Here is a 24,545-nt window from a genome sequence, read left to right on the forward strand (position 1 = left end):
AAAGAATAAGGAGAACTCCCCATGTCCAAGACCCAACTGTTCGACCTCGATGGCAAGATCGCCTTCGTCTCCGGCGCCAGCCGCGGCATCGGCGAGGCCATCGCCAAGCTGCTGGCCCAACAGGGCGCCCACGTGATCGTCTCCAGCCGCAAGATTGACGGCTGCCAGGCCGTGGCTGACGAGATCGTCGCCGCCGGCGGCAAGGCCACCGCGATTGCCTGCCACATCGGTGAAATGGAGCAGATCCAGGCCGTCTTCGCGCAGATCCGCGAGCAGTTCGGCCGCCTGGATATCCTGGTCAACAACGCCGCTACCAACCCGCAGTTCTGCAACGTGCTGGACACCGACCTGTCGGCCTTCCAGAAGACCGTCGACGTGAACATCCGCGGCTACTACTTCATGTCCATCGAAGGCGGCAAGCTGATGAAGGCCAACGGTGGCGGCAGCATCATCAACGTTGCCTCGGTCAACGGCGTTACCCCGGGCGAGTTCCAGGGCATCTATTCGGTGACCAAGGCCGCCGTGATCAGCATGACCAAGGTCTTCGCCAAGGAATGCGCGCAGTTCAATATCCGCTGCAACGCCCTGCTGCCGGGCCTGACCGACACCAAGTTCGCTTCGGCCCTGGTGAGCAACGATGCCATCCGCAACGTTGCCCTGCAGCGCATCCCGCTCAAGCGCGTAGCCGACCCGAGCGAAATGGCCGGCGCCGTGCTGTACCTCGCCAGCGATGCCTCCAGCTACACCACCGGCGTGACGCTGAACGTGGACGGCGGCTTCCTCGCCTGAGCGCTATCGCGGAAACAAGAAAGGGAGCCATCCGGCTCCCTTTTCTGCTTTTTGCAGGAGCGAGCAGGCTCGCTCCTATAGAAAAGCGGCTACTGCCACTCCTTGAGCGCTTGGTTCGCCGCCGCATTCATCGGCTCGGCGGTCAACCCACCCGCGCCATAGCGCACCGCGAATACCGCCTGGTCGGCCATTGGCAGATAATTCACCCGCCCGGCTTTCGGCACGAAGGTCAGCAGATCGTGCTGGCCATCGCGCAGCCAGCGCCAGAGGTCGATCCCCGGCGCATCGGAAACCAGCGACACCTTGCGCCCGAGGGACTGCTGCTCAACCGCCAGGAAGCGGCCGGACAGATCCTGCAGGCGATAACCGGGCGCCATGCCGATCAGCCGTGCCAGGCCTTTCCACTCCAGTACCCGCGCATCCAGTTGCCAGAGGTCGCCGGCCAGCTCCACGCGACGCTCCTCGTCGCCCTGCAGCAGCGTCACGTCATAGCGTTGCTCGCCGACCTTGTGGAAGCTCAGGGTCGCCAGCGGCCGCTCTGCCGGCAGCGCGTCATAGCTGCGCAGGTCCCAGGCCACCAGCGCCACCAACGCGGCCAAGGCCACGAACAGCATTCCCGCCGTACCGCGCAACCAGCCGAGGAACCAGTGACGGTCGAACAGGATTCGGGCGGCTACCGCCAGGGCCAACAGCGCCAGGATGGCAACGACCCAGGCCAGACCGTCGTACTGCATCGAATGATTTCCTTCCTCGTAGAATTGCCGGCATTATGCGCACCGCGTACCTGCGCGGCCAGCCAGACCGTCGCAGCTTTCGGGTCCGTTAACGTTTCCTATGCCACCCGCTCTTTACAAAAGAGTGGCTGGACGGGCCCCTGATCAAGGCGAACCCAATGCCCTTCGAACTCGTCGTAGACCCGACCACCCTCATCATCCTCGCCGGCGTCGCCTTCCTCGCCGGTTTCATCGACGCCATTGCCGGCGGCGGTGGCCTGCTGACCATCCCTGCCCTGCTCACCGCCGGCGTCCCGCCGCACCTGGCGCTGGGCACCAACAAGCTCAGCTCGACCTTTGGCGCCGCCGTGGCCAGCTATACCTTCTACCGCCGCAAACTGTTCCAGCCGCGCCAGTGGCGCAAAGGGCTGATCGCCACCGCCATCGGTGCAGCGCTCGGCGCCTGGGCCGCGCACCTGATGCCGGCGGAATGGCTGAACCGCATGCTGCCGGTGGTGGTGTTCGGCTGTGGCCTGTACCTGCTGTTCGGCAAGACGCCCGAAGCGCCGCTGGACGCCAACCCGCAGATCGCCCAGGGCCGGCAGTGGCCGCAGGGCCTGGGCCTGGGCTTCTACGACGGCGTGGCCGGGCCCGGCACCGGCGCCTTCTGGACCGTCAGCACGCTGCTGATGTACCCGCTGGACCTGGTACGCGCCAGCGGCGTGGCGCGCAGCATGAACTTCGTCAGCAATATCGTTGCGCTGGCGGTGTTCATCGCCTCGGGCCAGGTGGTCTGGCTGCTGGGGCTGTGCATGGGCAGCTCGCTGATGGTCGGCGCCTACTTCGGCGCGCGCACGGCGATTGGCGGCGGCGCCAAGTTCATCCGCCCGGTGTTCATCCTGGTGGTATTGGCGCTGACCGTGCGCCTGGCCTGGCAGCACTGGTTCACTGCCGCGGCCTGAAGTCGGCCGATACGGCGCCTGGAGTCAGGCGCCGCCGGGCAGGACGGGATCGGGACGACCGGCGCGGCGTGCCAGGTAGACCTCGATCAGGTAGCGGGCGATGGAGCGCTCGGCCGGCAGGCGCGGCAGCTCGTCGACGTGGAACCAGCGGGCATCCTCGATCTCGTCCGGCTGCATGACGATCTCGCCGCTGACGTACTCGGCGTGGTAGCCAAACATCAGCGAATGCGGGAACGGCCAGGGTTGGCTGCCCATGTAGCGGATATTGCCGATCTCGACGCCCACCTCTTCGCGCACTTCGCGCGCGACGCAGTGCTCCACCGACTCGCCCGGCTCGACGAAACCCGCCAGGGTGCTGTACATCCCCGGCACAAAGCGCGGCGAACGGGCCAGCAACACCTCATCGCCACGGGTCACCAGCACGATCATGCTCGGCGACAGCAGCGGGTAACGCTGGATGCCGCAGCTTTCACACTGCATGGCGCGGTCGCGGGGCATGCACTGATTGGGCTGCCCGCAGCTGCCGCAGAAGCGGTTCTGCCGCCACCAGATGCCGATCTGGCTGGCGAAGCCGAGCATGGCGAAGATGTCTTCCTCGGCCTGCATCATGAATTGGCGCAGGCCGATCCAGCTGGCACCCTCCAGCGGGTCGGTACGATCGACTTCCAGCAGGTACACCGGCTCGCCATCGAACTGCCCGACGGCGTGCTCGGAAAGCACGGAAAGATCCTGGCGCTTGAGCCAGTCACGGGGGAACAGCACGCCGTTGCTGTCGGCAAGGAACTGCTGCTGGCAATGGGCGAGCGCCCAACCACCGTTCGGAGCCACCTCGAACATCGAGGATTCCCAACGCCCGGTACGCATCAGGCAGCCACCGTCAGGCCCAGGGCCTTGACGCTCTCGCTGGCGACGTCCAGGACGTCGGGTTGGCCTTCAGGCCGCATCATGGCTCCACCCTCCAGGTAATACTCCAGGCCGGTCAGAGCATCGGCCAGGGTTTCCAGCATCTGCTCGGACGGCATCTGGGTCGTCTCGATCATCTGCCCCTGAATGTAATCGGCACAGGCACCCACGAGCAATGCCGCACGCTCCTGGCCGAGGAACCACAGGCCGCCGCGCACTGCCTGCAGGCTGATCGGGACGTTGGCCAGGTGCAGCTTGTCGCCGTTGGATTCCAGGTACGCGGTGATCGCGCGCTTGGCCAGGGCCAGGCCGGCCTGGGCCTCGTCGATGACCACGATGCGTGCTTCGGCGAGCTGATGAACGGCGAAGGAATCGTCCTCCCCCATCGGCGCCGGGCGCGCGCTCATGCGCTCGCCACGCTCCAGGTTGCCGACCATGCTTTCGACGTACAACAGCGCGTCGGCCAGCGCGTTGAGCGCAGCCGGATCGTCCACCGCGCCCTTGGCGACCCAGCCGGCGACCACGCCATGCTGGTGCTGCAGCGAAGTGGCGGCAGAATTCAGGCCCACCATGCCCAGGGTCTTGGCCAGCTTGCCCAACTGGGTGTGCAGGATGCCCAGCGCATCGGCCTGGGAAACGCCGCGCTCGATCAGGTCGAGCTGGTCCTTCACCGCCGTGAGCTCCTCGCGGATCGCCACCGACAGCGAACGCATCACCGACTGGCCGGGGCCGGACAGGCGTTGCGACTCGTCTTCGAGCAGGTGATCGGTGAACGGCAGCGGTGCCAGGCCGAACACCTGGCGCAGCTCGGTGGCGCGCACGCCGCCGGTGTCCGCCAGTGTAGTGAGATAGAGCAGTTCCTTGAGCAACTGCCGCGGCGCTTCGTACTGCGGGTTGGCGATCAGTTGCTTGAGCTCGCGATCCAGGCGCGAGAACACCAGCTTGCGCGTCTTGCGCGGCAGCATCTGCGCGTCGACCAGCGCTTCCAGCGCGCCGGCGCCGACCCAGCACAGGCGGGTGCGCGCGGCACTGCCCAGCAGCACGTCGAGCTTGCCCAGCGCGCGGCCCATGAGCTTGAGGCTCGGATAGAGATTCTGTTCGCGGATCAGCCCTACCAGGCCGACCTGATACATCTGCCGCAAGCGGCGGACTTCACGCGCTGGGTCGTCCACTTGCGGCGCGGTAACGGCACGCAGCGGGCGCGGCAGGTCCAGGCGCGCACTGAAGAAGAAGCTCTCCGGCAGCGCGGGCTGGCCAGCGGCCTGGCGCACGTCGTTGATCGCCGGCAGCAGCAGCTCGGGGATTTCCTGGCGGTGCGCCTCGAGGTTTTCCAGGTAGCGGCGCAGCACATAGAGCGCATTGCCGAGCGCAGCCAGTTGGCCGTCGCGGTCTTCGCTGACCCCGGTGGGAATGTCGGTGGCCAGGTCCAGCGCTTCCTGCGCCAGCAGCTCGGCACCCGCCAGCTCGATCAGGTTCAGCGTGCCGCGAATCTGTGTCAGGCAATCGACGGAATGTTGCAGCAGGCTGCCGTTCTGACGCTCGGCGATGAAGTGCTCGAGGTTCTGCTCGGCCTCCTCCATCGTGGCGAACAGCTCGTCGCGGACCAGACTGAGGGACGTGGCTCCAGTAACCATCGGCCTAGTGCGCCTCCTGCGCGCAAGAAGAGTGGACGGACATCAATCGGCGAACTCGGCGGTCTTCTTGCTCATGTGCGCCATCATGGCGGCCTGCAGGTCAGCGGACTGCAGCATCGCGGCGTTCCAGGTGGCGATGTATTCCAGGCCGTCCTCGACGCGGTGGTCGCGGGCGTAGCCGATCATTTCCTTGGTGCCGCGGATGGCGATCGGCGACTTCGCGGCGATCTGCCGGGCCAGCTCCATCACGCCGTCGAACAGCGAGGCGTGGTCGGGGTAGACGTTGTTGACCAGGCCGATGCGCTGGGCTTCCTCGGCATTGACGTTGCGCCCGGTGTAGGCCAGTTCGCGCATGATGCCGTCGCCGATCAGGCGCGGCAGGCGCTGCAGGGTGCCGACGTCGGCAGCCATGCCCATGTCGATTTCCTTGATGGAGAACTGCGCGTCCGCGCTGCAGTAGCGCATGTCGCAGGCGGAGATCAGGTCGATGCCGCCGCCGATGCAGTAGCCCTGGATCGCCGCGAGGACCGGCTTGCTGCAGTTGTCCACGGCGTTGAAGGAGCCCTGCAGCTGGAGGATGGTCTTGCGCAGGGCGCGGGCATTGCGGCCGACGTCCTTGCCCAGCTGGCTGGCAGCCTGGGCCAGCAGCGCCAGGTCGATACCGGCGGAGAAGTGCTTGCCGGCGCCGCTGAGGACGACTACCCGGACTTCATCCGTTTCATCGGCCCACTGGAAGATATCGATGATTTCCTTCCAGAAATCGGCATTCATCGCGTTGAGTTTTTCCGGACGGTTGATCTGCACATGGGCGATCTTGTCCGCCAGCTCGATGCGGAAGGCTTTGTATTCTTTCACGGGGATGTCCTCGGGTATGCCCTGCTTCTCGTCTGGGTGCGGCGCAGTGCCGCTGGAGCCCGGGCCAACAGTTCTTATTCGTGCTGGGAATCAGATTTTGGAAATCGCGTCACTATAACAAGGCGAAACTAAAAGTCGATGCCGTGGTCTGTGACGCAGCCCACGGCATCGGGCGGGAACTGGCTCGCAGATCGGCCAGCAAGTGCTTGATCTGGCAGCAAGGCCCGGTACGCGACAATCAGTCGCCAGCCGCCACCGGTAAACCCTGGGCGCGATTGCGGTACTGCCGCCAGGTGTACATCGGGATGCCCGCCATGAACACCAGGAAGCCCCAGAAGATCGCCTGTTCGCCGGTGCCATAGAGCGCCCACAGCGAATAGAGGAAGCCCAGGCAACCGATGGCCAGCACCTGCGGGCGCGAGCGTGGAGAGAAGGATTCCGGCTTGGTCGCCAGCAGCTGCAGCAGCGCCGCGGTGCAGAAGGCGTAGGGCACGACACCGGTCATGGTGCCGAGCAGGATGATGACGTTGAACACCTCCACCAGCTCGCCGTGACCATCGACCATCACCAGTGCCGTCACCAGCAGCCCGGAAGAAAGCAGCCCATTGGCCGGCGCGCCGTTCTTGTTGAGTTTGCCCAGGGACTCGGGGAACAGCCCGTCACGGGCCGGCGCCACCGGAATCTGGCCCTGCAGCAGCACCCAGCCATTGAGCGCGCCCAGGCAGGCGATCACCGCACCGCCCGCGACCAGGTAGTAACCCCAGTTGCCCAGCAGGATGCGCGCGGCATCGGCGAACGGCGACGTGGACTTGGCCAGTACCTCCGGCGGCATCAGGCCCTGCACGGCGGTGATCGAGAGGATGTACACCGAGGCGGCCGCCAGGGTGCCGAACAGTGTGGCGCGGGGGATGGTCTTCTTCGGGTCCCGCACATCGTCCGCCGGCACGGTTGCCGACTCCAGGCCGATGAACGACCAGAGCGTCAGCGCCGCCGTGGTGGCGATGGCCTGGGCATACCCCATGTTCGGCAGTTCGCTCGGCGCCGGGATAGTCAGGTAATCCGGATTGAAGTGGAACCAGCCAAGAATGCCGACCAGCAGCAGCGGAATCAGCTTGAGCGCGGTCAGGCAGTTCTGCACCACGGCGAAGGCGGTGATGCCGCGCAGGTTGATCAGGGTGCACAGCCAGATCGCTCCAATGGCCGTGGCGACCATCAGCAGCGGATCGGCCAGCGCCGGAATGAACACCCGCAGGTAGCCCACCAGCGTGACGGCAATGGCGGCGTTGCCGATCCATGCGGCTTTCCAGTAGGTCCAGGCACACAGGTAGCCGGCAAAGCTGCCGAAGCCGTCACGGGTGTAGGCATAGGGGCCGCCCGCACCGGGGTTGAGCCGGGCGAGCCGGGCAAAGGTAAACGCCAGGATCACCGCCCCGGTGCTCGATACCAGCCAGCCGAACAGACTGAGCCCGCCGAACGCCGCCAGGCTCGACGGCAGCAGGAATACCCCAGACCCGACCATGTTGCCGACCACCAGCGCAGTGCAGCTCCAGAACCCCATGCTGCCCTTTTTCGCTTCCGCCATCTGCGCTCCTTAGAAGCCCGCGACCCGTACTTTTCATTTTGTTGCCCTGCCCCTTGCGAAGACGCAGAGCGGCGATCTGTCCTACAGGGTAGACAGCGCCGGGCAAAGGAGGAAACCGATTTGCGAGGCGACACCGCCCGTTTCGAACGGTTTCGCCCCGTAAGGTCAATGTCGCTGCAGAAAATCCGTCGCTCAGGCCCGGCCGACCTGGCGCCCGCCAAGGCCGTACAGCTGCTCGAACTGCAGCGCTGGCATCGGCTTGGCGAACAGGTAGCCCTGCCCTTCATTGCAGCGCTCGGCACGCAGGCGGTCGCGCTGCGCGGTGGTCTCGATGCCTTCGGCGATGGTTTCCAGGTCGAAACTGCGCGCCATGTCGAGGATGGCACGGATCACCGAAAAGTCCTGCTGGGTTTCCAGCATGCCGTTGACGAAGCTGCGGTCGATCTTGATCCGCGAGAGCGGATAGGTCTTGAGCAGGCTGAGCGATGCGTAGCCGGTGCCGAAATCGTCGAAGGCGATGCCGACCCCATAGGAGCGCAGGCTCTGCAGGGTGCTGAGCACGCTGTCGTCGTGGTTGAGCACGATGTTCTCGGTAATTTCCAGCTCCAGCGCCTCGGCCGGCAGGCCATGACGCTCCAGCGCCTCCAGCACCTGGGTGACCAGGTTGCCCATGCGAAACTGTGCGCCGAACAGGTTGACGCCCATGCGCAGGTCCGGCGCACCGTTGCGCCGCCAGTAGGCCGCCTGGGCGCAGGCCTCGTCCAGGATCCAGGCGCCGACGATGGCCGCCAGCGGCCCGCCTTCCAGCGACGGCAGGAAAGCCGCCGGCGACAGCAGGCCGCGCTGCGGATGCTGCCAGCGGATCAGCGCTTCGGCGCCGCGCAGCGAGCCGTCGCGCAGACTGACCTGGGGCTGGTAGAACAGCAGGAACTCCCCATTGGCCACCGCGCGGTGCAGCTCCATGCCGTAAAGGTGCCGCGCCGCTGCCTCCATCTTCAGCGCCGGGACGAACACGAAGGCATGGCTGCGCCCGCTGATCTTGGCCTTGAACAAGGCCAGGTCGGCGTCACCGACCAGCTCCAGCGCTTCCTGGGCATGCAGCGGCGCCAGCGCCACGCCACAACTGGCGGCAACATGGATTTCATGGGCATCGATGAGGATCGGCTCGGCGATGCTGGCGATCACGGCCTGGGCGAAACGCATGGCGTGTTCCGGCGAAAGCAGGTTGGGCTCGAGGATGGCGAACTCGTCGCCACCGATTCGCGCGACCGTGGCGCCGTCGGTTGCCAGACGCTCCAGCCGTTCGGCCACTTGCCGCAGGATGCCGTCACCGACCGCATGGCCAAGGGAGTCGTTGACGTCCTTGAAACCATCCAGATCGATCATCAGCACCGTCGCCGGCCGCGACTGCACCAGCAGTTCCTCGGTTCGGCGATAGAACTGGCCACGGTTGGCCAATCCGGTGAGCACGTCGACGCTGGCCAGTTGGCGCAGCGCTTCTTCCTCCTGATGGCGGGCGGTGAGATCCTTGAGTACGGCCTCGAACTTGAGCTTGCCCTTCTCCGACCAACTGAACAGCGTCAGGCCCAGGGACAGCTCGGAACCGTCCTTGCGCACACCGGTGATTTCCCCCGGCACGGCCACGCCATCCAGCGAAGTGGCATCGCTGGCCCCGCTGATCAGCGCGCGGAATGACGGACGCTCACGCTCAGGTAACAGCAGCTCGAAAGCCTGCCCGCTGCCTTCGACCAGGTCGTAACCGAACAGGTTGGCCGCCGCCTCGTTCCAGGCGCCGATCTCACCCCAGCAGTCGAACCACACCACGGGCGTGGGTGAGGTACCGGCGTATTCCTCGAACAATGGCCGGGTGCGCGACGAGGCGACTTCGATGCGCCGCAACTCGAGCCGGTCCGACGCCATGCGCGCCAGCTCGACCAGGCGTTCGCGGTCCTCACCGGAAAAGTCCTCGTGGGGCCTGCTGTCGATGATGCAGAGAGCCCCCAGCGCCTGCCCTTCCACTGAAAGCAGCGGCACGCCGGCATAGAAGCGCACGCCATTGGGCGCGGTCACCAGCGGATTGTCCTGGAAGCGCTCGTCGCGGCTGGCGTCGCCCACCACCATCACCCCGTCCTGGGCGATGGCATGGGCGCAGAAGGATACGTCGCGCCCCATGTCCACCTCGCCGATGCCTGTGGCGGCGGCGAAGAACACATGGTCACTGCCGATCATGTTCACCGCCGCAACGGGCATGCCGAACATGCGGACCGCAATCTGCACCACCGGGTCCAGGCTGGGCAGCAGGCTTTCGTCGTCGAATCCATAGTCGGCGAGTGCGCTCAGGCGCTCACTCTCATTCGGCAACGTCATGGGACAGCGCATAGGGGAAACCTCCCTTTTTCCTCAAGTTCTCCCTTTACCGGTGCGCACAAGAATAGTTCCACTTTTCATACAGTGATGTATGTCACTTCTATCAGAAGCCGGACGGTCATTTGCAGCACTCCACGGTGTAACGCTTCTGCCCGTCTACCTCGCGGACCTGCAGGCCATGGACGTCCGAATCGAAGCCGGGGAAGTTGCGCTCGAAACTCTGGGCGAAGGCCAGGTAATCGAGTATGGAACGGGTGGATTCGGTGAACCGTTCGCCCGGCATGATCAGCGGGATTCCTGGCGGATAAGGCACCAGCATCACCGCGGCAACGCGCCCCTCCAACCGATCGATAGGTACCGCCTCGACCTCGCCGCGCACCAGTTGCGCGTATGCGTCGGCCGGGCGTATGGCGATCTCCGGGAGCACCGTGTACATGCGCTTCATCGCCTTCGCCGTGGCGTGGTCGCGATAACAGCGGTGCAGTTCATCGCACAGGTCGCGCAGGCCCATACCTGCATACCGCGCGCCGCCGGCCTGGGCGACGCTGGGCAGGGCATCCGCCAGCGGCTGGTTGGCATCGTAGCTGCGCTTGAACTCCAGCAGCTCGGTGACCAGGGTGCTCCATTTGCCCTTGGTCACGCCCATGGAGAAGAGTACGAGGAAGGAATACAGCCCGGTCTTCTCCACCACCAGCCCACGCTCCCAGAGGAAGCGGCTGACTACCGCGGCGGGAATTCCCCGCGAATCCAGCCGGCCGCCAGCGGTCAGGCCCGGTGTGGCCAGGGTCACCTTGATCGGGTCGAGCAGGACGTAATCTTCCACCGCGTCGCCGAAACCGTGCCAGTCGGCATTGGGCTCCAGCACCCAGTCGCGGGTCTTCACCTCGTCGGTCCCCTCGACACCCGGCGGCTGCCAGACGCAGAACCACCAGTCGTCCTCGGCGAGGTTCTGCTGCACGTTGGCCAGCGCCCGGCGGAAGCTCAGGGCCTCGTCGAAAGTCTCCTGGATCAGCGAACGCCCCGCCGGGCCCTCCATCATTGCCGAGGCCACATCCAGCGAGGCGATGATGCCGTACTGCGGCGAGGTGGAGATGTGCATCATGAAGGCTTCGTTGAAGCGCGCCTGTTCGAAGCGCCGGGAGCCTGCGTCCTGCACGTGGATCATCGAGGCCTGGCTGAACGCCGCGAGCATCTTGTGCGTGGAGTGAGTGGTGAACACCAGCGGGCCGCTGTCATCGCGGCGGGTGCCCATGCCGTAGCGGCCGCCGTAGAACTCATGGAACGCCGCGTAGGCGTACCAGGCTTCGTCGAAATGCAGTACTTCGACGCTGTCGCCCAGGGCCTGCTTGATCATCTGCGCGTTGTAGCAGAGGCCGTCATAGGTGGAATTGGTGACCACCGCCAACCGCACTTTCGGCTCGCGGCCACGCGCCAGCGGGCTGGCCTCTATCTTCGCGGCGATGGATTCGCGGCTGAACTCGGACAACGGGATCGGCCCGATGATGCCCAGCTCGTTGCGCTCCGGCGTCAGGTACAGCGGGATGGCGCCGGTCATGATGATCGAGTGGAGAATCGACTTGTGGCAGTTGCGGTCGACCAGCACCAGGTCATCGCGACAGACCATGGAATGCCAGACGATCTTGTTCGCCGTGGAGGTGCCGTTGATCACGAAGAAAGTGTGGTCGGCGCCGAAATTGCGCGCGGCGCGGGCCTCCGCCTCGGCGAGCGGGCCGGTGTGATCGAGCAGCGAGCCCAGTTCGGGCACTGAGACCGAGAGGTCCGACCGCAGGGTGTTCTCGCCGAAGAACTGGTGAAAGGCCTGCCCCACCGGGCTCTTGCGATAGGCCACGCCACCGCCATGGCCGGGCGTGTGCCAGGAATAGTTGGACTGCGCGGTGTGCTCCACCAGCGCGCGGAAGAACGGCGGCAACAGGCCTTCCAGGTATTTGCGCGCCGCACGGCTGACCTGGCGCGCGAGGAACGGCACGGTGTCTTCGAACAGATAAAGGATGCCGCGCAACTGGTGCAGGTCGGCCATGGACTCGGCCGGCGCATTCTCGATGGTCATCTGCTCGCCCAGGGCGAAGATCGGCAGCTGCGGCGCGCGCACCCGCGCCATGCGGATCAGCTCCACCACGTCCTGCAGCAACCGCTGGTTCTCCCCCGCCCCCTCGGCGGCAACCAGGATGCAGGCGAGACCATGGTGGGTGGAGGCGACGATGCGCCCCTCCGCGGAGCTCGCAGTGGAGAGGATGCTGAAGCCGTCCTGCTCCAGCTCCCGCGCGATATCCCTCACCCGGTCGCCGGCCACGGTATCGGCCTTGATGTCGCGGTGAACGATGAGGATGGGGAACTTCAGGTCTTTGTACATTGTGAACCCCTGAAAAGACGTACGACTGGCGTCGATCCTCTTCAGAGTATGGACTCACGGAATGTAGGGGAATGCGCTGGACTGACGGCTGTACGAAAACGTCGCGTGGCTGACAGGAACGCTCACCTCGAGCGATTTGCTCTGGCTAGCGCCCACAGAAATGAAAAGGCCCCTGTTCAGGGGCCTTTTCTCGGTCAACGCGGAGGATCACTCCTTCGGTGCTTCCATCTGCGCCCACAGCGACGGGCCGCCAGCGGACTTCTCGATCACCGCCAGGCGCGCGACATGCGCCTCGATTTCGGCATCGGTGGCGCGGATCACCCGGGTCAACCCACGTTCGGCCGCCAGGCGGCGAATCGCCGTGGCCGTGGCGCGCCCGCTGCCGTCACCTTCGGCGCCATTGCCCGCCAGCGACAGGCTGGTCTGGCCACCGGTCATTGCCAGGTAGACGTCGGCCAGAATCTCGGCATCGAGCAGCGCGCCGTGCAAATCACGGCCGGAGTTGTCGACGCCATAGCGCTTGCACAGCGCATCGAGGTTGTTGCGCTGGCCCGGATGGCGCTCGCGGGCCATCAGCAAGGTGTCGAGGATAGAGCAGTAGTCGGCGACTTCGGCGCGCTCGCTCTGACCGATCAGGGCAAACTCGTTGTTGATGAAGCCAACGTCGAACGCCGCATTGTGGATGATCAGCTGCGCGCCATTGATGAACTCGAAGAAGTCATTGGCCACCTCGCGGAAGCGCGGCATGTCCTTGACGTACTCGTTGGTGATGCCGTGGACGGCGATGGCGCCCTCGTCGATCTCGCGGTCGGGCTGCAGGTAGACGTGGAAGTGCCGGCCAGTCAGGCGGCGGCCTTCGAGTTCGACGCAACCGATCTCGATGATCCGGTGGCCGTCGGTGACCGGCATACCGGTCGTTTCAGTATCGAGTACGACGCTGCGCATTCTGTGAGAAACCTTCTTGCGGTTGATTCGCCCGGGCTGATCCGGGCGAGCTTGATGCTGATAGCGGGACGCTTAGCGCGGCAGTTCGCTCACGCCGCGGTTGGCGAGCATGTCGGCACGCTCGTTGCCGGGATGGCCGGTGTGGCCGCGCACCCAGCGCCATTCGACAGTATGCCGGTTCACCTGCTCGTCCAGCGCCTGCCACAGGTCGGCATTCTTCACCGGCTGCTTGGCGGCAGTCTTCCAGCCACGCTTCTTCCAATTGACCATCCACTCGGTGATGCCCTGCATGACGTACTGCGAATCGGTGACGATGCGCACGTCGCAATGCCGCTTGAGCGCGGCGAGGGCCATGATGGCGGCCATCAGTTCCATGCGGTTGTTGGTGGTTTCGGCCTCGCCGCCCCACAACTCGCGCTCGGCACCCTTGTAGAACAGCACGGCGCCCCAGCCACCCGGCCCCGGGTTGCCCTTGCAGGCGCCGTCGGTGTAGATCTCGACTTTCTCTTCGCTCATTTGGCTCGCTTTCAGGACTCGGAATCGCGACGACTGACCTTGGCCACCGGCAGCGGCACCAGTTGGCCGCGCGGTTCACGACGGGGCTGACGCAGGGGCCGCAGACCGACCACCAGCTTGCGCGCCACCAATAGATAGAAGCCGGCGCCGGAGCCCTGCAGCACGGGGCCCCAGGTTTCCATGCGGGCCAGACGGCCCTGCCATTTCGCCGATGCAAGCGGCGGACGATAACACCCGAAGCGGCGTTTCTCCAGCGCGAAGCCCAGCAGGTTGAGCCAGTCGCAGACCCGACCGGGCGAGATGCAGCGGGCGCGGCGCAAGGCATCACGAGCGAAGTAGTGGCGAATACCCCAGGCGCTCCGGGGATTCACCCCGACCACCAGCAGGTGCCCTCCGGGACGCACGCTGCGCGCCGCTTCACGCAATAAACGGTGCGGCGACAGGCAGAAATCCAGGCCATGCTGCAGCAGCACCACGTCCGCGGCGTGCTCGCCCAGCGGCCAGGCCGCTTCGTCGCAGGCGATCTCCACGCCGGGCAGCGGCGGCCCGAGGCGCACGCCGCGCTGGATGTTGCCGACGCTGGCCGGCAACTCCGCATGCGGCCCGTAATGGACCAGGTAACCGCCGAAATAGCGCTCCAGTTCGTCGATCAGCAACTGCTGCTCTTCGGCGAGCATCATTCCGCCAATCGGCCCGGACAGCCAATGGCGAGCCTGGTCGATCAGCTCCAGCCAGTCGGCATCGGCCTGGGCGAAGGGTTCTTCGATCATCACGTCCCCCTGTGGCACAGCGCGACACAAAAGTGCGTATCCGCACTACTATGCGCCAATGCCCACCACTTGGCGACTTTCGACCCATGATACAGATAGATGCCCTGCCCGCCTTTTCCGACAACTACCTCTGGCTGTTGCAGGATGTGACCCGCCGCGAATGCGCCGTGGTCGATCCGGGTGATGCCGCACCGGTCGAGCAATGGCTGCTGGCCCATCCTGGCTGGAAGCTGACCGACATCGTGATTACCCATCACCATGCCGATCATGTCGGTGGCGTTGCCCGCCTGAAGTCCGAGACCGGCGCCCGCGTGCTGGGGCCTGCAGGGGAGAAGATTCCAGGGCGCGACGTGGCGCTGGTGGACGGCGACCATGTGGAGGTGCTCGGACTGGATTTCGAGGTCATCCACGTACCCGGCCATACCCTGGGCCACATCGCCTTTTTCCATGCAGCAGACAGCATCGAGGAAGAAGAGCAGCCGCTGCTGTTCTGCGGCGACACCCTGTTCGCGGCGGGCTGCGGCCGCCTGTTCGAAGGCACGCCGGCCCAGATGCATGCCTCGCTGAGCCGGCTGGCCGCCCTGCCCGGCCACACTGCTGTGTACTGCGCCCACGAATACACCTTGAGTAACCTGCGCTTCGCTTGTGCGGTGGAGCCGGAAAACCCGGTCGTCCTGGCGCGCTTCGAAGAAGTCAGCCGCTGGCGCGAACAGGGGAAGATCAGCCTGCCTTCTTCCATTGACCTGGAGAGGGCGACGAATCCTTTCCTTCGCGTGTCAGAAACATCCGTTAAGAAAATGGCCGACGAGCGGAATGGCCAGCAAATCCGCACGCCGGAAGAGGTCTTTGCGACCATTCGCCGCTGGAAGGACCAGTTCTGAGGCCTGGCGAAATCTTGACCAGGGCAGGCTCGGTTTCTAGAATCGCCGAAATTTTTGCCCCGGACAAAGTCATCAACCAATGCCGCCCAAGACCAGAAATACCTCCGATCTAGACGCATTGGCACGAGCCATCCGAGTCTCTATTGTCCTTCTCGCCGCGGGCCTGGCTGGGTGCCAGTCGACCAGCCAAGTAGCCAGCAACGGCCCGATCCGCAACGCATCCCGCGCCGTCGATGTGCAGTTCAATCCTGCCTGGACGGCGTCCCAGAACGATATCTGGGAACGCATGCGTGGCGGTTTCCAGCTGCAGGACCAGCTCAACACCAACCCGCGTATCGAGCGTCAGCGCCTGTGGTTCATGAGCAACCAGTCGTTCCTGGAGAACGCCAGCGAGCGCGGCGCACCGTATATGCACTACGTCGTCGAGCGCCTGGAAGAGCGCGACATGCCACTGGAGCTCGCGCTGCTGCCGATGATCGAGAGCTCGTACAACCCGATGGCCGTGTCGCGCGCCCAGGCCGTGGGCCTGTGGCAGTTCATCCCCAGTACCGGCACGCACTTCAACCTGCGCCAGACCAACTTCTACGACGGCCGCCGCGATATCACCGCGTCGACCAACGCCGCGCTCACCTACCTGAACCGTCTGCATGACATGTTCAATGGCGACTGGCTGCTCGCCCTGGCCGCCTACAACGCCGGCGAAGGTACCGTCAGCCGGGCGATCGAGCGCAACGAGCGCCTCGGCCTGCCCACCGACTACTGGAACCTGCCGTTGCCGCAGGAAACCCAGGACTACGTGCCCAAGCTGCTGGCCCTGTCGCAACTGGTGAATGCCCCGACCATCTACGGCATCAACCTCAGCCCCATCGCCAACCAGCCCTACTTCACCTCGATCCGCGTCAAGCCGGGCCTGGATCTCTCCCAGGTCGCCGCCGTCGCCGACCTGGACCAGGACGAACTGCAGCAGCTCAACCCAGCCTTCAAGCGCGGTGTGACTCTCGACGGCCCGCACCACCTACTGGTGCCGCTGAACAAGGCCGACTCGCTCAAGGCTGGCGTCGCCAACTTGCAGCCTGTCGAACTCAAGCCGCTGGCGGCAACCGTGGCAACCAGCTCCGGTAGCCGCTACCGGGTACGCAAGGGCGACAGCCTGCACAGCATCGCCCAGCGCTACCGCCTGAGCGTCGCCGAACTCAAGGCAGCCAACCGCCTGAGCGCCAACCGCCTGCGCAACGGCCAGACCCTGGTGATCCCCGGCCAGCCGGGCCGCCCGGTCATCGAGCCGGAAAGCCCGCGCCAGTTGGCTCAGGTGGAAAGCTCGAAGACCACCGCCAGCGCGCGTGTCGCCACCCGCAGCTACACCGTGAAGAATGGCGACACACTCTGGCAGATCGCCAAGAAAAACGGCGTCGACGTGGCCGACCTCAAGCGCTGGAACGGACTGGACAGCCACGGCGTAAAACCCGGCCAGACCCTCAAGCTGCAGAGCCCCGCCGCCACCCAACTGGCGGCTAACAGCAAAGCCAAGGCCAAGGCCAAGCAGGACACCGCGACCTACTACAAGGTCAAGCAAGGCGACTCGATGTACCTGATCGCCAAGCGCTTCAACGTCGAGATGCAGCACATCAAGCGCTGGAACCCACGCAGTGGCAAGGCTCTTAAGCCTGGCCAGACCATCACGCTGTACCTCGACACCGCGAGCCGCTGATCCCACTTCTGCGCCGGGGCCTGCATGCCCCGGCTGCATGACTTCTGGCGACAGGGACAAGCTGCTACTGTACGACGCAATTACCCCTCAGCCAGCCAGGATCGGATCCTACGCCTGATGCGTCGCTTGTCTCTCCTGCTCCTGGGACTCTTCCTGGGCGTCCCCGCCTCCGCCCAGATCACCGAAAGCCACGGGTACGCGCAATTCGGCGACCTCAAATACCCGGCCAGTTTCGACCACTTCGCCTGGGTCAATCCCAACGCCCCCAAGGGCGGCCTGCTGCGGCTGATGGGCCTGGGCACCTTCGACACACTCAACCCCTATACCTTCAAGGGCAGCCCGCCGGTGAGCACCGCGGACTTCCTGCAGTACGGCGTCAGCGAGCTGAACGAGCCGCTGATGGTCGGTACCGGCCTGTATGACCCCTCCGGTGACGAGCCCGCCTCCAGCTACGGCCTGATCGCCCGCAGCGTGGAATACGCCGAGGACCGCAGCTGGGTGGTGTTCAACCTGCGCCCGGAAGCACGCTTCCACGACGGCAAGCCGATCACTGCCTACGACGTTGCATTTTCCTACCGCACCCTGCTCAAACACGGCCACCCGATGTACCGCACCAACCTGCAGGAAGTGCAGCGGGTCGACATCCTTTCTGCTCGGAGCATCCGCTTCGTCTTCAAGCGCCACAACAACCCGTTGCTGATCCTGCGCCTGGGCGAGATGCCGGTGCTGCCGCAACACTACTGGAAAGGTCGCGACTTCCAGGCCACCACCTTCGAGCCACCGCTGGGCAGCGGCCCGTATCGGATCACCGAGGTGGTGCCGGGACGTCGCCTGGTGTTCGAGCGGGTCAAGGATTGGTGGGGGGCGAACCTGCCGGTGAACCGTGGCAAGTACAATTTCGACCGCGTCGAGGTGGACTTCTACCGCGACGCCGGTATCGCCTTCGAAGCCTTCAAGGCCGGTGAGTTCGACATCTACATCGAGCACCAGGCGAAGAACTGGCGCAGCAACTACCGCTTCCCGGCGGTGCGCCGGGGCGAGGTCGTAAAGGTGGAAATCCCCCACCAGATCCCCACCCAGACCCAGGCTCTGTTCCTCAACACCCGCCGGGCGACCTTCGCCGACCGCCGCCTGCGCGAAGCGCTGGGGATGATGTTCGACTTCGAGTGGACCAACCGCGCCCTGTTCAACGACGCCTACGTACGCGCCAGCAGCTACTACCCCAACAGCACCTTCGCCGCCACCGGGGCGCCCCAAGGCAAGGAGTGGCTGCTGCTTTCTCCGTATCGCCAGCAACTGCCTGAAGCTCTATTCAAGCGCCCCTTCAGCGTGCCGGTGACCAAGGGCGCCGGCATCCCGCGGGAAACCCTGCGCCACGCATTGGGTCTATTGGGCGAAGCCGGCTGGAAGCTCTCCGGCGATCGCCTGCTGGACGCCAACGGCAAACAGCTGCGCTTCGAAATCCTGCTGGTCAATCCCAGCCTGGAGCGGATACTCCAGCCCTATCGCGAGAATCTAGCCAGCATCGGTATCGATGCGAGCTTGCGCACCGTGGACCGCGCCCAGTACAAACAGCGTCTGGACCAGTTCGACTACGACATGATTCTGATGACCCTGCCCCAGACCCTCAGCCCCGGCCTCGAACAATGGCAGTACTTCCACTCCAGCCAGGTGGCGGTCAAGGGCAGCAAGAACTATGCGGGCATCGCCGATCCCGTGGTGGACGCGATGCTCGAAAAACTGCTGGGCGCCCCTGACCGCGACCAGCAGGAGGCCGCCGCCCGCGCGCTGGACAGGGTACTGCTGTGGCAGCACTACAGCATTCCCAACTGGTACCTGAACAAGCATCGACTGGCGTACCGCAACCGCTTCGCCTTCGTCACCACGCCGTCCTACACCTTGGGCTTGCGCGCGTGGTGGCAAAAAGACCAGGAGAACACCCTATGAAAAGCCCCCGCCGCGCCGCGCTCTGCGCCGGCCTGTTGCTGGGACTGCTGGGCAGCGCGCAGGCAGCGCCGCAGCACGCCATCACCCTGTATGACGAGGCACCGAAATACCCGGCGAACTTCAAGCATTTCGACTTCGTCAATGCCGATGCGCCCAAGGGCGGCACGCTGCGTCTCTCCGACTTCGGCGGCTTCGACAGCCTCAACCCCTTCATCGCCAAGGGCAACTCGGCGCCGCAGATCAACCTGATCTACGACACCCTCACCTTCCACTCACTCGACGAGCCCTTCACCGAGTACGGCCTGCTCGCCGAGAAGATCGAGAAGGACCCGGAGCATCGCTTCGTACGCTTCTACCTGCGTCCCCAGGCGCGCTTCCAGGATGGCACGCCGGTCACCGCCGAAGACGTGGTGTTCACCTTCGAGACGCTGATGAAGGACGGCGACCCGATGTACCGCAACTACTACGCGGACGTCGACAAGGTGGTGGCCGAGGACAAGCTGCGCGTGCGCTTCGACTTCAAGCACGGCGACAACCGCGAACTGCCGCTGATCCTTGGCCAGCTGTCGATCCTGCCCAAGCACTGGTGGGCCAGCCGCGACTTCAACAAGACCAACATGGAACCGCCGCTGGGCAGCGGACCGTACCGCATCGCCAAGGTCGAGGCCGGCCGTTCGATCCGCTACGAGCGGGTCAAGGACTGGTGGGGCGACAAGCTGCCGGTGAACCGCGGCTTCAACAACTTCGACGCCGTGGTGGTGGAGTCCTACCGCGATCTGACCGTCGCCCTGGAAGCCTTCAAGGCCGGGCAATTCGACTTCAACGACGAGCGCATCGCGAAGAACTGGGCGACCGCCTACGATTCGCCCGCCGTGCGTGACGGCCGCATCGTCCGCGAGGAGCCGGTGAACGGAAATCCGTGGGGCATGCAGGCCTACGCCTTCAACATCCGCCGCCCGGTGTTCCAGGACCCGCGCGTGCGCGAAGCGATCACCAACCTGTTCGACTTCGAGTGGACCAACAAGCAGCTGTTCTTCGGCTCCTACCTGCGCGACGGCAGCTACTTCGAGAACTCCGAGATGGCCGCCAAGGAGTTGCCTGACGCGGAAGAGCTGAAAATCCTCGAACCGCTGCGCGACAAGCTGCCACCGCAGGTCTTCACCCAGGTCTACGTGCCGCCCACCAGCGACGGCAGCGGCATCATCCGCGAGCAGAAGCGCAAGGCCTACCAGTTGCTGCTGGAGGCTGGCTACAAGATCGAGAACGACAAGATGGTCGGCCCGGACGGCAAGCAGCTGAGCTTCGAATTCATGCTCGCCCAGGCCGACTTCGAGCGCGTACTGCTGCCTTTCAAGCGCAACCTCGCGGAGCTGGGCATCGACATGCAACTGCGCCGGGTCGACGTCTCGCAATACATCAACCGCCTGCGCTCGCGGGACTACGACATGATCGTCAGCAGTTGGCCGCAATCCAGCTCGCCGGGCAATGAGCAGCGGGAGTTCTGGCACTCCAGCAGCGCCGACAAGCCGGGCAGCCGCAACTTCATCGGCCTGCGCGATCCGGGCATCGACGCGCTGGTGGAAGGCCTGATCAACGCCGGCTCCCGCGAAAGCCTGGTGCGCCACGCCCGCGCCCTCGATCGCGCGCTGCTCTGGGGCCACTACGTGGTGCCCAACTGGTACCTGGGCAACTGGCGCATCGCCTACTGGAACCGCATCGCCCACCCGGAGAAGCTGCCGCCCTACAGCTATGCGCTGCAAACCTGGTGGCAGGCCCGCGAGAAGGCCGAGCCGACCAAGACCGCCGCCAAGGCTGCAGCCGAAGCGCCAGCTGACGGCGCCGTCGCCCAAGGGGCCAACTGATGCTGGCCTACATCCTGCGGCGCCTGCTGCTGATCATTCCCACCCTGTTCGGCATCCTGTTGATCAACTTCATCATCATCCAGGCCGCCCCCGGCGGCCCGGTGGAGCAGATGATCGCCAAGCTGGAAGGTTTCGATGCCGCCAGCGGCGGCGCCACCGGACGCATCTCCGGTGGCGGCGGGGAAGTTGCTGCGGCAGGCACGCACTATCGCGGCGCCCAGGGCCTGGACCCGGAGCTGGTGAAGGAAATCGAGAAGATGTACGGCTTTGACAAGCCGGCACCCGAACGCTTCTGGATCATGCTCAAGAACTACGTGCACCTGGACTTCGGCCAGAGTTTCTTCCGCGATGCCAAGGTCACCGACCTGATCGTCGAGAAGCTGCCCGTCTCCATCTCCCTGGGGCTTTGGAGCACACTGATCATGTATCTGGTGTCGATCCCGCTGGGCATCGCCAAGGCGGTGCGCCACGGCAGCCATTTCGACGTCTGGACCAGCTCGGCGATCATCGTCGGCTACGCGATCCCCGCCTTCCTCTTCGCCATCCTGCTGGTAGTGCTGTTCGCCGGCGGCAGCTACTGGGACTGGTTCCCCTTGCGAGGGCTGACCTCCAACAACTTCGACGAGCTGACCTGGGCCGGCAAGGTCCGCGACTACTTCTGGCACCTGGCGCTGCCCATCACCGCGCTGGTGATCGGCAACTTCGCCACCATCACCCTGCTGACCAAGAACAGCTTCCTCGACGAGATCGGCAAGCAGTACGTGGTCACCGCCCGCGCCAAGGGCCTGACCGAGCGCCGCGTGCTCTACGGCCACGTGTTCCGCAACGCCATGCTGCTGATCATCGCCGGCCTGCCCTCGGCCCTGCTGGGCATCTTCTTCACCGGCTCGCTGCTGATCGAGGTGATCTTCTCCCTCGACGGCCTGGGCCTGCTCAGCTTCGAGGCGGCGCTGAACCGCGACTACCCGGTGGTGTTCGGTACGCTGTTCATCTTCACCCTGTTCGGCCTGATCATGAAGCTGGTCAGCGACGTCCTCTACACGCTGGTCGATCCGCGCATCGACTTCGAGAACCGGGAGTAATCCGATGCGCCTATCTCCCATCAATCTGCGCCGCTGGGCGCGCTTCAAGGCCAACAAGCGTGGCTGGTGGTCGCTCTGGCTGTTCCTCACGCTGTTCATCCTCAGCCTGGGCGCCGAGCTGATCGCCAACGACAAGCCCCTGGCGATCCACTACGACGGCCAGTGGTACTTCCCGGTGGTCAAGCGCTACCCGGAAACCGCCTTCGGCGGCGAGTTCCCCATGGAAGCCAACTACAAGAGCCCGTACATGCGCGAGCAGATCGCGCAGAAGGACGGCTGGATACTCTGGCCGCCGATCGCCTACAGCTACGACACCATCAACTACGACCTGCGCGTGCCGGCGCCTTCGTCTCCCAGTGCGGAGAACTGGCTGGGTACCGACGACCAGGCCCGCGATGTCATGGCGCGGGTAATCTACGGCTTCCGCGTATCGGTGCTATTCGCCCTGATTCTCACCGTGCTCAGTTCCATCGTCGGCGTCGTCGTGGGTGCGCTGCAGGGCTTCTATGGCGGCTGGATCGACCTTCTCGGCCAGCGCTTCCTGGAAATCTGGTCGGGTCTGCCGGTGCTCTATCTGCTGATTATCCTCGCCAGCTTCGTGCAGCCTGGGTTCTGGTGGCTGCTGGGAATCATGCTGCTGTTTTCCTGGATGAGCCTGGTGGACGTGGTCCGCGCCGAGTTTCTCCGTGGCCGCAACCTCGAGTACGTGCGCGCCGCGCGCGCCCTGGGCATGCGCAACGGGGCGATCATGTTCCGCCACATCCTGCCCAACGCGATGATCTCCACCCTGACCTTCATGCCCTTCATCCTCACTGGCGCGATCGGCACCCTGACCTCCCTGGACTTCCTCGGCTTCGGCCTGCCCGCCGGCGCGCCGTCGCTGGGCGAGCTGGTCGCCCAGGGCAAGTCCAACCTGCAGGCGCCCTGGCTGGGCATCACCGCCTTCGTGGTGCTGGCCGTGATGCTGAGCCTGCTGGTGTTCATCGGCGAAGCCGCCCGCGATGCCTTCGACCCGAGGAAGTGAGATGAACCAGAACGAGAACCTCATCGAAGTCCGCGACCTGTCCGTCGATTTCCTCTGCGGCGACGAGCAGGTGCGCGCGGTGGAACACATCAGCTTCGACATCCGCAAGGGCGAAACCCTGGCACTGGTGGGCGAAAGCGGCTCCGGCAAATCGGTGACCGCGCACTCGATCCTGCGCCTGCTGCCCTACCCCACCGCCAGCCATCCTTCGGGCAGCATCCATTACGCCGGCAAGGACCTGCTCAAGCTGCCCGAGCGCAAACTTCGGGGTATCCGCGGCAACCGCATCGCCATGGTGTTCCAGGAACCCATGACCTCGCTGAACCCGCTGCACAGCATCGAGAAGCAGATCGGTGAAGTCTTGGCCCTGCACAAGGGCATGAACGGCGTCCAGGCACGCGCGCGCACGCTGGAGCTGCTGGAGCTGGTGGGCATCCCCAACCCGGCCAGCCGCCTCAAGGCCTATCCGCACGAACTCTCCGGCGGCCAGCGCCAGCGGGTGATGATCGCCATGGCCCTGGCCTGCGAGCCAGAACTGCTGATCGCCGACGAACCGACCACGGCACTGGACGTCACCGTGCAGCTGAAGATCCTTGACCTGCTGCGCGACCTGCAGCAACGGCTGGGCATGGCCATGCTGCTGATCACCCACGATCTCAACCTGGTGCGGCGCATCGCCCACCGCGTCTGCGTGATGCAGCGCGGCTGCATTGTCGAGCAAGCGGATTGCGAAGCCCTCTTCGAGGCCCCCCAGCACCCCTACACGCGCGAATTGCTCGGAGCCGAGCCCAGTGGCACCCCCGCACAGAACGAGCCAGGAGCGCCCTTGCTGGAGGTCGACGACCTGCGCGTGTGGTTCCCGATCAAGAAAGGCGTGTTCCGCAAGACCGTCGATCACGTCAAGGCCGTGGACGGCATCGACTTCAGCCTGCCGCGTGGTCAGACCCTGGGCATCGTCGGCGAGAGCGGCTCAGGCAAGTCGACCCTCGGCCTGGCCATCCTGCGCCTGATCAACAGCCAGGGCGGCATCCGCTTCGAGGGCCAGGCCATCGAAGGCATGAACCAGGCGGAAGTCAGGCCCCTGCGTCGCGAGATGCAGGTAGTCTTCCAGGATCCGTTCGGCAGCCTCAGCCCGCGCATGTCGGTGGGCCAGATCGTCGGCGAAGGCCTGGAGATCCATGGCATGGGCACGGCCGAGGAACGCGAGCAGGCGATCATCGAAGCGCTCAGGGAAGTCGGGCTCGACCCGGACACCCGGCACCGTTACCCCCACGAGTTCTCCGGAGGCCAGCGGCAGCGCATCGCCATTGCCCGAGCGCTGGTGCTCAAGCCAGCGCTGATCCTGCTGGACGAACCGACCTCGGCACTGGACCGCACCGTGCAGCGCCAGGTTGTCGAGCTGCTGCGCGGCCTGCAGGCCAAGTACAACCTGACCTACCTGTTCATCAGCCACGACCTGGCTGTAGTGAAAGCCCTCAGCCACCAGTTGATGGTGATCCGCCATGGCAAGGTGGTCGAACAGGGCATGGCCGAGGATGTCTTCGCCGCGCCGCAGCATGCGTACACACAGCAACTGCTGGAAGCAGCCTTCATGGTCCCGGCACCGACCTGACCTCACATGATCAAGGAGTGAA

At 65.1% G+C, this 24,545-nt stretch carries 19 protein-coding genes; 9 read left to right on the forward strand and 10 right to left on the reverse strand.

Going from position 1 to position 24,545, the window contains the following annotated elements:
* The first annotated feature begins 21 nt into the window (after positions 1 to 21).
* Positions 22 to 789 carry an SDR family oxidoreductase gene (locus PNI01S_RS21670; protein ID WP_024763300.1) on the forward strand — a complete coding sequence of 256 codons (768 nt, stop codon included), beginning with the start codon at positions 22 to 24 and terminating at the stop codon, positions 787 to 789.
* Between the two features lie 89 nt (positions 790 to 878).
* Here the strand turns inward: PNI01S_RS21670 and PNI01S_RS21675 are convergent, their stop codons facing one another.
* Entirely contained in the window at positions 879 to 1,523 is a 645-nt protein-coding gene (locus PNI01S_RS21675) for a hypothetical protein (RefSeq protein ID WP_037011890.1), read from the reverse strand.
* A 158-nt stretch (positions 1,524 to 1,681) separates the two neighbouring features.
* On the opposite strand from PNI01S_RS21675, the gene PNI01S_RS21680 reads away from it, so the two are divergent.
* Complete coding sequence (locus PNI01S_RS21680; RefSeq protein ID WP_084359076.1) at positions 1,682 to 2,464, forward strand: TSUP family transporter; 783 nt, start codon at positions 1,682 to 1,684, stop codon at positions 2,462 to 2,464.
* Between the two features lie 24 nt (positions 2,465 to 2,488).
* Here the strand turns inward: PNI01S_RS21680 and nudC are convergent, their stop codons facing one another.
* The 9 genes from nudC to PNI01S_RS21725 all read right to left on the reverse strand — a co-directional run bounded on the left by nudC (position 2,489) and on the right by PNI01S_RS21725 (position 14,404).
* Positions 2,489 to 3,328, reverse strand: a complete 840-nt coding sequence (gene nudC / locus PNI01S_RS21685; RefSeq protein WP_084359078.1) for an NAD(+) diphosphatase — start codon at positions 3,326 to 3,328, stop codon at positions 2,489 to 2,491.
* Positions 3,328 to 5,001, reverse strand: coding sequence for a FimL-related protein (locus PNI01S_RS21690; RefSeq protein WP_084359080.1), 1,674 nt, complete (start codon positions 4,999 to 5,001; stop codon positions 3,328 to 3,330). Before PNI01S_RS21690 ends, nudC begins: the two co-directional genes overlap by 1 nt.
* Positions 5,002 to 5,043: 42 nt before the next feature.
* Positions 5,044 to 5,856 carry a crotonase/enoyl-CoA hydratase family protein gene (locus tag PNI01S_RS21695; protein WP_084359082.1) on the reverse strand — a complete coding sequence of 271 codons (813 nt, stop codon included), beginning with the start codon at positions 5,854 to 5,856 and terminating at the stop codon, positions 5,044 to 5,046.
* A 238-nt stretch (positions 5,857 to 6,094) separates the two neighbouring features.
* A complete protein-coding gene (locus PNI01S_RS21700; RefSeq protein WP_024763294.1) occupies positions 6,095 to 7,438 on the reverse strand; it encodes an amino acid permease in 1,344 nt (447 codons plus the stop codon).
* A gap of 192 nt (positions 7,439 to 7,630) precedes the next feature.
* Positions 7,631 to 9,805 (reverse strand): putative bifunctional diguanylate cyclase/phosphodiesterase, encoded by a 2,175-nt coding sequence (locus PNI01S_RS21705; protein WP_240157937.1) that lies wholly within the window; start codon positions 9,803 to 9,805, stop codon positions 7,631 to 7,633.
* A gap of 118 nt (positions 9,806 to 9,923) precedes the next feature.
* The gene (locus PNI01S_RS21710) at positions 9,924 to 12,176 is read right to left on the reverse strand and encodes an Orn/Lys/Arg family decarboxylase (protein ID WP_084359086.1); all 2,253 of its coding nucleotides are present in this window, start codon (positions 12,174 to 12,176) and stop codon (positions 9,924 to 9,926) included.
* Positions 12,177 to 12,383: 207 nt separating this feature from the next.
* A complete protein-coding gene (gene dnaQ, locus PNI01S_RS21715) occupies positions 12,384 to 13,121 on the reverse strand; it encodes a DNA polymerase III subunit epsilon (protein WP_037011876.1) in 738 nt (245 codons plus the stop codon).
* Positions 13,122 to 13,193: 72 nt separating this feature from the next.
* Entirely contained in the window at positions 13,194 to 13,637 is a 444-nt protein-coding gene (gene rnhA, locus PNI01S_RS21720) for a ribonuclease HI (RefSeq protein WP_024763291.1), read from the reverse strand.
* An 11-nt stretch (positions 13,638 to 13,648) separates the two neighbouring features.
* Positions 13,649 to 14,404, reverse strand: a complete 756-nt coding sequence (locus tag PNI01S_RS21725; RefSeq protein WP_024763290.1) for a class I SAM-dependent methyltransferase — start codon at positions 14,402 to 14,404, stop codon at positions 13,649 to 13,651.
* An 89-nt stretch (positions 14,405 to 14,493) separates the two neighbouring features.
* Between PNI01S_RS21725 and gloB the strand changes: the two genes are divergently transcribed.
* The 7 genes from gloB to PNI01S_RS21760 all read left to right on the forward strand — a co-directional run bounded on the left by gloB (position 14,494) and on the right by PNI01S_RS21760 (position 24,523).
* Positions 14,494 to 15,288, forward strand: coding sequence for a hydroxyacylglutathione hydrolase (gloB, locus tag PNI01S_RS21730; protein WP_084359088.1), 795 nt, complete (start codon positions 14,494 to 14,496; stop codon positions 15,286 to 15,288).
* 79 nt (positions 15,289 to 15,367) lie between these two features.
* Positions 15,368 to 16,996, forward strand: coding sequence for a LysM peptidoglycan-binding domain-containing protein (locus tag PNI01S_RS21735; protein WP_084359090.1), 1,629 nt, complete (start codon positions 15,368 to 15,370; stop codon positions 16,994 to 16,996).
* 117 nt (positions 16,997 to 17,113) lie between these two features.
* Positions 17,114 to 18,943: an extracellular solute-binding protein gene (locus PNI01S_RS21740; protein WP_084359092.1), complete on the forward strand. Its 1,830-nt coding sequence runs from the start codon at positions 17,114 to 17,116 to the stop codon at positions 18,941 to 18,943.
* Positions 18,940 to 20,805 carry an extracellular solute-binding protein gene (locus tag PNI01S_RS21745; protein ID WP_065084161.1) on the forward strand — a complete coding sequence of 622 codons (1,866 nt, stop codon included), beginning with the start codon at positions 18,940 to 18,942 and terminating at the stop codon, positions 20,803 to 20,805. The genes PNI01S_RS21740 and PNI01S_RS21745 overlap by 4 nt, the downstream gene beginning before the upstream one ends.
* Positions 20,805 to 21,887: a microcin C ABC transporter permease YejB gene (locus PNI01S_RS21750; protein WP_024763285.1), complete on the forward strand. Its 1,083-nt coding sequence runs from the start codon at positions 20,805 to 20,807 to the stop codon at positions 21,885 to 21,887. Before PNI01S_RS21745 ends, PNI01S_RS21750 begins: the two co-directional genes overlap by 1 nt.
* 4 nt (positions 21,888 to 21,891) lie before the next feature.
* Positions 21,892 to 22,911, forward strand: a complete 1,020-nt coding sequence (locus tag PNI01S_RS21755; protein ID WP_038803141.1) for an ABC transporter permease — start codon at positions 21,892 to 21,894, stop codon at positions 22,909 to 22,911.
* A gap of 1 nt (position 22,912) precedes the next feature.
* Entirely contained in the window at positions 22,913 to 24,523 is a 1,611-nt protein-coding gene (locus PNI01S_RS21760) for an ABC transporter ATP-binding protein (protein ID WP_065084159.1), read from the forward strand.
* Positions 24,524 to 24,545 lie beyond the last annotated feature (22 nt).

Origin of the sequence: Pseudomonas nitroreducens NBRC 12694 (genome assembly GCF_002091755.1) — a bacterium.
GTDB classification, from domain to species: domain Bacteria; phylum Pseudomonadota; class Gammaproteobacteria; order Pseudomonadales; family Pseudomonadaceae; genus Pseudomonas; species Pseudomonas nitroreducens.